The sequence below is a fragment of the Streptomyces sp. SID14436 genome (assembly GCF_010548465.1).
In the GTDB taxonomy this organism is placed as follows: Bacteria; Actinomycetota; Actinomycetes; order Streptomycetales; family Streptomycetaceae; genus Streptomyces.
Genome location: NZ_JAAGMD010000849.1, coordinates 1 through 8,956 on the forward strand (window position 1 = coordinate 1; position 8,956 = coordinate 8,956).

An 8,956-nucleotide genomic window follows, 5' to 3' on the forward strand; every position below is an offset into this window, starting at 1 on the left:
CCGACCGCTGAGCGGACCCGCCCGCGCCCGGACCGCCCGGCCCGGGCGCGGGCGGAACCCCGCCGGGCACGCCCCGCATCCCCGCCCTGACCTGCGTTTCCGCCCCTCCGGAAGCCCCGGGCGGGCCCGCGCAACGAATCACCGCGGACCGGCCCCGACACGCAACGAACCGCTCACCGGCGCGCAACGGGTCCGTCTTGTCCGGGTGAGCGGGCCGACCGTACGGTCTAGCTGACCCCCAGAAGCCCGCGTACCGGTGAGGAACACGCATGCGTACCGCCCTGCTCCAGAGCTCCGGACGGCCCGGATCCGTCGCCGGGAACCTCAAGGTCCTCGACGAGGCCGCGGGCCGTGCCGCCGCCACCGGAGCCGGGCTGCTGGTCACCTCGGAGCTGTTCCTGACCGGCTACGCCATCGGCGACGACATCGGCCGGCTGGCCGAGCCCGCCGACGGCGACGCCGCCGACGCGGTCGCGGAGACCGCCGTCCGCCACGGCCTGGCGATCGCCTACTCCTACCCCGAGCGCGACGGCGACGCGGTGTACAACTCCGTCCAGCTCATCCGCGCCGACGGCGCCCGGCTCGCCAACTACCGCAAGACGCACCTCTTCGGCTGCTTCGAGCAGGAGCACTTCACCCCGGGCGGCCGGCCGGTCGTGCAGGCCGAGCTGAACGGCCTCACCGTCGGCCTGGTGATCTGCTACGACGTCGAGTTCCCGGAGAACGTGCGGGCCCACGCCCTGGCGGGCACCGACCTGCTGCTGGTGCCCACCGCGCTGATGCACCCGTTCCAGTTCGTCGCCGAGTCCCTCGTGCCGGTGCGCGCCTTCGAGAACCAGATGTACGTCGCCTACGCCAACCGCGTCGGCACGGAAGGGGACCTGGAGTTCGCCGGCCTGTCCGTGCTCGCCGGGCCCGACGGCGTCGCCCGCGCCCGCGCCGGCCGCGCCGAGGAACTCGTCTGCGCCGACGCCGACCCCGAGTTCCTGGCCGCCTCCCGCGCAGCCAACCCGTATCTGCGCGACCGCCGCCCGGAGCTCTACGGGCCGCTCACCTGACCCCCTCGTCCCACCCCCAGCCGTACCCCGGTCCCACCCGTGCAAGGAGTCCGCACCCCATGACGTCCACGGTGCCCAACGCCGTCGAGCACGCCGACGAGCAGCAGCCGCCGATCACCATGTTCGGCCCGGACTTCCCGTACGCCTACGACGACTTCCTCGCCCACCCGGCCGGTCTCGGGCAGGTGCCCGCGACCGAGCACGGCACCGAGGTCGCCGTCATCGGCGGCGGACTGTCGGGCATCGTCGCCGCCTACGAGCTGATGAAGATGGGCCTGAAGCCGGTCGTGTACGAGGCCGACCGGATCGGCGGCCGGCTGCGCACCGTCGGCTTCGACGGCTGCGACCCCTCGCTCACCGCCGAGATGGGCGCCATGCGGTTCCCGCCGTCCTCCACGGCGCTCCAGCACTACATCGACCTCGTCGGCCTGGAGACGCGGCCGTTCCCCAACCCGCTGGCGGAGGCCACCCCGTCGACCGTCGTCGACCTCAAGGGCGAGTCCCACTACGCGGAGACGCTCGACGACCTGCCGCAGGTCTACCGGGACGTCGCCGACGCCTGGGCCCGCTGCCTGGAGGAGGGCGCCGACTTCACCGACATGAACCGCGCCCTGCGCGAGCGGGACGTCCCGCGCATCCGGGAGATCTGGTCCCGGCTCGTGGAGAAGCTGGACCACCAGACCTTCTACGGCTTCCTCTGCGAGTCCGAGGCCTTCAGGTCCTTCCGGCACCGCGAGATCTTCGGCCAGGTCGGCTTCGGCACCGGCGGCTGGGACACCGACTTCCCCAACTCCATCCTGGAGATCCTCCGCGTCGTCTACACCGAGGCCGACGACCACCACCGCGGCATCGTCGGCGGCTCCCAGCAGCTGCCGCTGCGGCTGTGGGAGCGGGAGCCGGAGAAGATCGTCCACTGGCCGTACGGCACCTCGCTGAAGTCCCTGCACGTGGACGGCGAGCCCCGCCAGGCGGTCACCCGGCTGCACCGCACCGCGGGCAACCGCATCACGGTGACCGACGCGGACGGCGACATCCGCACCTACCGGGCCGCGATCTTCACCGCCCAGTCCTGGATGCTGCTGTCCAAGGTGGCCTGCGACGACGCGCTGTTCCCCATCGACCACTGGACCGCGATCGAGCGCACCCACTACATGGAGAGCTCCAAGCTGTTCGTGCCGGTCGACCGGCCCTTCTGGCTGGACAAGGACGAGGACACCGGACGGGACGTCATGTCGATGACGCTCACCGACCGCATGACCCGCGGCACCTACCTGCTCGACGACGGCCCCGGCCGGCCGGCGGTCATCTGCCTGTCGTACACGTGGTGCGACGACAGCCTGAAGTGGCTGCCGCTGTCGGCGAACGAGCGGATGGAGGTCATGCTGAAGTCGCTCGGCGAGATCTATCCGAAGGTCGACATCCGCAAGCACATCATCGGCAACCCGGTCACCGTGTCCTGGGAGAACGAGCCCTACTTCATGGGCGCGTTCAAGGCCAACCTGCCCGGCCACTACCGCTACCAGCGGCGGCTGTTCACCCACTTCATGCAGGACCGGCTGCCCGAGGACAAGCGGGGCATCTTCCTCGCGGGCGACGACATCTCCTGGACGGCCGGCTGGGCGGAGGGCGCCGTGCAGACCGCGCTCAACGCCGTCTGGGGCGTCATGCACCACCTCGGCGGCGGGACCGACCCGTCCAACCCGGGCCCCGGCGACGTCTACGACGAGATCGCGCCGGTGGAACTGCCCGAGGACTGAGCGGCCCTGCCCGGCCGGCCGGACCTCCCCTCCGGCAGGCCGGGCAGCGGCGTGAGCAGCATGCGGCCCGCGAAGCCCACCGCGGTGTCCAGCCGCGCGGTCAGGTCCCCGGCGACGTCCGGCAGCCCGCGCAGCGCCCACAGGGCCCGGGCCGCCGTCCAGGCCGCGTCGCGGGCCCGCTCCAGACTCCAGGCGCCCAGCAGATGGGTCAGCGGGTCCGCGATCTCCAGCAGGTCGGGGCCCGGCATCAGCTCCTCGCGGATGCGCTCCTCCAGCGAGACGAGGAGGTCGCCCACCCGGTCGAAGTCGTCCTCCAGGCGCGCCGGTTCGCAGCCGAGGGTACGGCAGGTGTCCACCACGGCGAGCGCCAGGTCGTGGCCGATGTGCGCGTTGATGCCCGCCAGCGCGAACTGCAGCGGGCGTACCCCGGGATGACGGCGGAACTGGAACAGGGGCCGCCAGCAGGCCGGCGGCCGGCGGTCGTCCAGCACCGCGTCGAGGGCGGCCAGGTAGCGCTGCGCGAACCGCACGTCCAGGACGGTCGCCGCCCGCGCGTCGGCGAACCGGCCCGCGTCGATGCGCCGGTCCACCGACTCGGTGACGGCGAGGTAGACACGGTTGAAGACCGCGATCCCGTCCCGCTCGGGCAGGGCGGCGTCGACGGCACGCATCCGGGCGATGACCGTGTCCACCGACATCAGGACTTGTTCGCACTCCGGCATGGGCGCAGAGTCGCACGTTTAGGGTGGGGGCAGTGGCGGCGGGCCCGACGCTTCCCCGGAACGGGGGAACGCGTCCGCCGCGGGGGAGGGGGAGCAGTACGGTGGCAGGCTCACGTGCCCAGCGCCGGTCCGGCCGGCGGGCCGCGCGCAGACGCGCCGCCGGGCGCGGCGCCATGGTCGCGGCGGCCTCCGTCGTGGTCGCGATCGGCACCGCGACCGGCATGATCCAGGCCGTCGGGGACGGCCGCGGCTCCGACGAGGCGCGGCCCGAGGTGACCGGCACCCCCCTGCTGGAGCCGCTGCCCGCCGTGCCGTCGGCGTCCCCGTCGCCCACACCGGCGCCGCCCTCGGCCACCCCGTCGAAGAAGCCGCCGCCGAAGCCGTCCCCGTCGCGCACCGCGACGCAGCGGCAGCCGGCCTCCGCGTCCCCGGGGCTGTACCGCCACCCGGAGTCGCGGGTGCTGGACTGGGTGCGGGCCCATCCGGGCGACCCGCGGCGCGCGGTCATAGAGTCCCGGATCGCCGACCGGCCCGCGGCGGTGTGGTTCGCCGACTACACGCCCGACACCGTGACGGCGCGGGTCCGCGCGGTCACCTCCGGCGGCGCGGCCCAGGGCCGGGTGCCCGTGCTGGTGCCGTACGCGATACCCGACCGGGACTGCGGCGGGCACTCCCAGGGCGGCGCGCCCGACCTCGACGCCTACGACGGCTGGATCGACCGGTTCGCGGCCGGGCTGGGCGGCGGCGAGGTCATCGTGGTGCTGGAGCCGGACTCGGTGGCGCAGGCCGAGTGCCTGTCCGCGGGGGCCCGCGCCGACCGCTTCGCGTCCCTGGCACGGGCCGGGCGGGTGATCAAGCAGGCCAACCCCCGGGCCCGGGTCTACTTCGACGCCGGCCACTCCGGGTGGAACGCGCCGGCCCGGCAGGCCGCCTGGCTGCGGGAGGCCGGCGCGGCCTCGTCCGCCTCCTCCGACGGTGTGTTCAGCAACGTCTCCAACTTCCACAGCACCGCCGACGAGATCGCCCACAACCGCCGGGTGCTGGACGCCCTCGGCGGAACCGGCCTCGGCGCCGTCATCGACACCAGCCGCAACGGCGCCGGTGCCCCGGCCGACGGCGAGTGGTGCGACCCGGCCGGACGCAAGCTGGGCCGGGCGCCCACCCTCGACACGGGCGAGGCCCGCATCGACGCCTACCTGTGGGTGAAGCTGCCGGGGGAGTCCGACGGCTGCAAGGGCGCGCCGGGCACCTTCACCCCGTCGTACGCCTACGACTTGGCGCGCTGAGGTCCGTCGCCGCCGGCGTCGCCCGGGCCGTCGTCGGCGGGCCCGGTGTAGGAGGACGTGCCCTCGTCGAGCAGCGGCTCCTGCGTCTTGAGGTGGGCCGGGGCGAAGGCCCGCAGGGCGTGGTAGCCGGTGATGACCACGACGGTGCCGAGCGCGATGCCGCTCAGCGAGAAGGTGTCGGTGAACTCCATCGTGACGTTGCCGACGCCGATGATGATGCCCGCGGCGGCCGGGACCAGGTTCAGCGGATTGCGCAGGTCCACCCCGGCGTTGATCCAGATCTGCGCGCCGAGCAGGCCGATCATGCCGTAGAGGATGACGGTGATGCCGCCCAGGACGCCGCCCGGGATCGCCGCGACGACCGCGCCGAACTTCGGGCAGAGGCCGAACAGCAGGGCGAAGAAGGCGGCAGCCCAGTAGGCGGCGGTGGAGTACACGCGCGTGGCGGCCATGACGCCGATGTTCTCGGAGTAGGTGGTGTTGGGCGGACCGCCCACGGCGGTGGACAGCATGGAACCGACGCCGTCGGCGGAGATCGCGGTGCCCAGCTTGCCGTCGAGGTCGTCGCCGGTCATCTCGCCGACGGCCTTGACGTGTCCGGCGTTCTCCGCGACGAGGGCGATCACCACCGGCAGGGCGACCAGGATCGCGGACCACTCGAAGGACGGGCCGTGCAGGGCCGGCAGGCCGATCCAGTCGGCCTGGCCCACGGCGGACAGGTCGAGCCGCCAGTGGTCGGTGACCTTGCCGCTCGCGTCCGCGGAGTGGATCTGTCCGAAGACGCGGTCCAGCGCCCAGGACAGGACGTAGCCGAAGACCAGCCCGAGGAAGATCGCGATCCGGGACCAGAAGCCGCGCAGGCACACCACCGCGAGGCCGGTGAACAGCATGACGAACAGGGCGGTCCACTGGTCCTGCGGCCAGTAGGTGGTGGCGGTGACCGGAGCGAGGTTGAAGCCGATCAGCATCACCACCGCGCCGGTGACGACCGGCGGCATCGCCGCGTGGATGATCCGCGCCCCGAAGCGCTGGACGGCGAGCCCGACCAGGAACAGCGCGGCGCCCACCACGAACACCGCGCCGGTGACGGTGGCGCTGGACCCGCCCTGGGCGCGGATGACCGCGGCGACGCCGACGAAGGACAGCGAGCAGCCCAGGTAGCTCGGCACCCGGCCGCGGGTCGCCAGCAGGAACACGATGGTCGCGACCCCGGACATCATGATGGCGAGGTTGGGGTCCAGGCCCATGAGCACGGGCGCGACGAACGACGCGCCGAACATCGCGACGACGTGCTGGGCGCCGAGTCCCGCGGTGCGGGGCCAGGAGAGCCGTTCGTCGGGGCGGACCACCGCACCGGGCGCGGGGGTGCGCCCGTCACCGTGCAGTCTCCAGCGGACGCCGAGATCCATGGGGTGTCGCTTTCGTTCGTACGTGCAGCGTGTCCGGACCATTGTCGGGGCTGGGAAGGAGTGCTCCGTACGGCGCGGCGGGGGTCCCGCGCAGCGGCTGAGCGTCTGCTTAGGATGGGCCCGTGCCGCTCGTCGCTGTATGCGGCATTGATCCCGCACGCCCCAGGAGCACCACTGTGACCGTCGAAGCCCCGCCCGCCCCCGCCCCCGCCGCCGTCCCGTACGGGCTGCTGATGCCCGCCACCGTCCACTTCGACGACCTCGACGCGCTGGGCCTGATGCACAACTCCCGGTACCCGTTGCTGGTCGAGCGGGCCTGGGCGGCGTTCTGGGAGCGGCACGGCGTCCGCTTCGACGGCGACTGGGCGGCGGCCGGCGACGCCTGCAACGCGGTCAAGGAACTGCGCATCACCTACGAGGCACCGGTGGCCCGGGCCGGCGCGTACGCCGTCCACCTGTGGCTGGAGCGGCTGGGCCGGACCGGACTCACCTACGGCTTCCGGGTCTGCTCGGCGGACGGCACGGTGACCTACGCGCGGGGCAGCCGGGTGCTGGTCCGGCTGGACGCCGCGACGCTGCGCCCGACGCCGTGGACCGAGTCCTTCAGGGCCGTGGCCCGGGAACTGCTGCCGCCGGCCGCGTGACCTTCGTGCGGTCGCCGGCCCGGAGCACGCCCGCCAGCCCGGCGACACCGCACGACAGGACCGTGACCACCGCGAACGACACCATCAGGCTGGTCGCCTGGGCCACCATCCCGATCGCGCTCGGGGCGACCAGGCCCGAGGTGTAGGTGATGGTCGCGACGCCGGCGATCGCCAGGCTCGGGTTCGTCCCGCTGCGGCCCGCCGCGGCGAAGCACAGCGGGACCACCACCGCGATGCCCAGACCGGTCAGGGCGAAGCCCGCCATCGCGGTGGCGGGGTGGTCCGCCAGCACGATCAGCAGACCGCCGAGCACCGCGACCACCCCGCTCGCGCGGACCGTGCGCACCGCGCCGAAGCGGTCCACCACCCGGTCCCCGGCGATCCGCGCCACCGCCATGGTGAGCGTGAAACCGGTGGTGCAGGCGGCGGCCAGACCGGCGGAGGCGTCCATGCGGTCGCGCAGGTAGACCGCCGACCAGTCCAGGCTGGCGCCCTCGGCGAAGACCGCGCAGAACCCGATCGCGCCGATCAGCAGCGCCGAGCGGGGCGGCAGGGCGAACCGCGGGGGCGGGTCCTCGTCCTCGGCGGGCTGCAGGTCGAGCACCCAGCGGCAGGCGGCGACGCCCACCGCGGTCAGCACGGCGGCGGCCAGCAGGTGGTGCAGCCGGGCGTCCGCGCCGAGGTGCGCGGCGAGCGCGCCGGCCGCCGAGCCGACGAGGGCTCCGGCACTCCACATGCCGTGCAGTCCCGACATGATCGACCGGTCCAGCCGGTTCTCCACCTCCACACCGAGCGCGTTCATCGCCACGTCGGACATGCCGGCCGTGGCGCCGTAGGTGAACAGCGCCAGGCAGAGCGTGAGCATGCCGGGGGCGAGGGACGGCAGGACGAGGGAGGCCGTCCACAGGGCGAGCAGCCCGCGCAGCGCGGCGCGGGCGCCGAAGCGGTGGCTGACGCGCCCGGCGACCGGCATGGCGATCGACGCGCCGAGCGCGGGGAAGGCGAGGGCCAGCCCCAGCTGTCCGGCGCTCACCCCGGCGTGGTCCTGGATCCACGGCACGCGGGTGGCGAACGAGCCCGTGACCGCGCCGTGCACGGCGAACACCGCGGCGACGGCGTACCGCGCCCTCCTCACGTCACGCGGTCCGTACACCCCTGGACCCATGCTCCCGCCCCCTCCGGTCGTCGCCGCGCGATCTGCGCCGGGGTAAATTATCAGGAACCCTGCCTGAAAGATAAGGGGATTTCGGTCGGCTCCCCGGTCCCCTCGTCCGGCCGCCCCCGCCGATCTGGAAGGATCCCGGCATGGCCGCATCCCCGAGCACCGCCCGCGCCATCAACGACCGGCTCGCCCTGCGTCTGCTCCAGCGGGAGGGCCCGCTCACCGCAGGGCGGCTCAAGGAACTCACCGGACTCTCCCGCCCCACCGTCGCCGACCTCGTCGAACGCCTCACCGCGGCCGGGCTGATCGCGGTCGCCGGGGAGGCCGGCGAGCAGCGGCGCGGCCCCAAGGCCAAGCTGTACGGGATCGTCGCCGACCGGGCGCACCTGGCCGCGCTCGACGTGCGCACCGAGGGCGTGGCCGTGGTCGTCTCCGACCTCGTCGGGCGGGTCCTGGCCCGGGCCGCCGCCCCGATCACCGCCGACACGGGGACCGGGCCGGCCGTGGAGCAGGCGGTCGCTCTGGTCGAGCGGACGGTCAAGGAGGCCGGCGCCGACGCCCTGCACACCGTCGGGGTCGGCGCACCCGGCCTCATCGACCCGGCGACGGGCGAACTGCGCGACAGCACCGCCCTGCCCGAGTGGCACCGCCGGCTGGTGGCCGCCCTCCAGGAACGCCACCCCACGACCCGCGTCAGCGTCGGCAACGAGACCAACCTCGCCGCGCTGGCCGAGCAGCGCGAGGGGGCCGCCCGCGGCCGCGACACCTTCGTCCTGCTGTGGCTGGGCCACGGCACCGGCGCGGCCGTGGTCCTCGACGGCGCCCTGCGCCGGGGCGCCTCCGGCGGCACCGGCGAGATCGGCTTCCTGCCCGTCCCCGGCACCGGCGGCCTGCCCTCCGCGACCGACTGCGCGGGCG

At 74.0% G+C, this 8,956-nt stretch carries 8 protein-coding genes; 5 read left to right on the forward strand and 3 right to left on the reverse strand.

Annotation, left to right across the window (positions count from 1 at the left end; genetic code table 11):
• Nucleotides 1–269: 269 nt before the first annotated feature.
• The gene (locus G3I53_RS31060; protein WP_164338896.1) at nt 270–1,058 is read left to right on the forward strand and encodes a carbon-nitrogen hydrolase family protein; all 789 of its coding nucleotides are present in this window, start codon (nt 270–272) and stop codon (nt 1,056–1,058) included.
• A 59-nt stretch (nt 1,059–1,117) separates the two neighbouring features.
• Complete coding sequence (locus G3I53_RS31065) at nt 1,118–2,815, forward strand: NAD(P)/FAD-dependent oxidoreductase (RefSeq protein WP_164338897.1); 1,698 nt, start codon at nt 1,118–1,120, stop codon at nt 2,813–2,815.
• On the opposite strand, the gene G3I53_RS31070 is transcribed toward G3I53_RS31065, so the two are convergent.
• Nucleotides 2,776–3,537: a DUF5995 family protein gene (locus G3I53_RS31070; protein WP_239064201.1), complete on the reverse strand. Its 762-nt coding sequence runs from the start codon at nt 3,535–3,537 to the stop codon at nt 2,776–2,778. The two genes, G3I53_RS31065 and G3I53_RS31070, sit on opposite strands and share 40 nt — an antisense overlap.
• A 173-nt stretch (nt 3,538–3,710) precedes the next feature.
• Between G3I53_RS31070 and G3I53_RS31075 the strand changes: the two genes are divergently transcribed.
• Nucleotides 3,711–4,823 (forward strand): glycoside hydrolase family 6 protein, encoded by a 1,113-nt coding sequence (locus G3I53_RS31075; protein ID WP_164439005.1) that lies wholly within the window; start codon nt 3,711–3,713, stop codon nt 4,821–4,823.
• Here G3I53_RS31075 and G3I53_RS31080 read toward each other — a convergent pair.
• Entirely contained in the window at nt 4,805–6,232 is a 1,428-nt protein-coding gene (locus G3I53_RS31080) for a solute carrier family 23 protein (RefSeq protein WP_164337252.1), read from the reverse strand. The two genes, G3I53_RS31075 and G3I53_RS31080, sit on opposite strands and share 19 nt — an antisense overlap.
• 176 nt (nt 6,233–6,408) lie before the next feature.
• Between G3I53_RS31080 and G3I53_RS31085 the strand changes: the two genes are divergently transcribed.
• Nucleotides 6,409–6,876, forward strand: coding sequence for a thioesterase family protein (locus tag G3I53_RS31085; protein ID WP_164337253.1), 468 nt, complete (start codon nt 6,409–6,411; stop codon nt 6,874–6,876).
• Here G3I53_RS31085 and G3I53_RS31090 read toward each other — a convergent pair.
• The gene (locus G3I53_RS31090; RefSeq protein WP_164439003.1) at nt 6,836–8,041 is read right to left on the reverse strand and encodes an MFS transporter; all 1,206 of its coding nucleotides are present in this window, start codon (nt 8,039–8,041) and stop codon (nt 6,836–6,838) included. The genes G3I53_RS31085 and G3I53_RS31090 overlap by 41 nt on opposite strands.
• Before the next feature lie 140 nt (nt 8,042–8,181).
• Here G3I53_RS31090 and G3I53_RS31095 point away from each other — a divergent pair.
• On the forward strand, nt 8,182–8,956 hold a 775-nt coding region (locus tag G3I53_RS31095; protein ID WP_164439004.1), incomplete at its 3' end, for an ROK family transcriptional regulator.

What these genes read in the sequence shown, in the direction of transcription:
- G3I53_RS31060 (WP_164338896.1), top strand. Translation starts at nt 270, where the DNA reads ATGCGTACCGCCCTGCTCCAGAGCTCCGGACGGCCCGGATCCGTCGCC.
- G3I53_RS31065 (WP_164338897.1), top strand. Translation starts at nt 1,118, where the DNA reads ATGACGTCCACGGTGCCCAACGCCGTCGAGCACGCCGACGAGCAGCAG.
- G3I53_RS31070 (WP_239064201.1), bottom strand. Translation starts at nt 3,537, where the DNA reads ATGCCGGAGTGCGAACAAGTCCTGATGTCGGTGGACACGGTCATCGCC.
- G3I53_RS31075 (WP_164439005.1), top strand. Translation starts at nt 3,711, where the DNA reads ATGGTCGCGGCGGCCTCCGTCGTGGTCGCGATCGGCACCGCGACCGGC.
- G3I53_RS31080 (WP_164337252.1), bottom strand. Translation starts at nt 6,232, where the DNA reads ATGGATCTCGGCGTCCGCTGGAGACTGCACGGTGACGGGCGCACCCCC.
- G3I53_RS31090 (WP_164439003.1), bottom strand. Translation starts at nt 8,041, where the DNA reads ATGGGTCCAGGGGTGTACGGACCGCGTGACGTGAGGAGGGCGCGGTAC.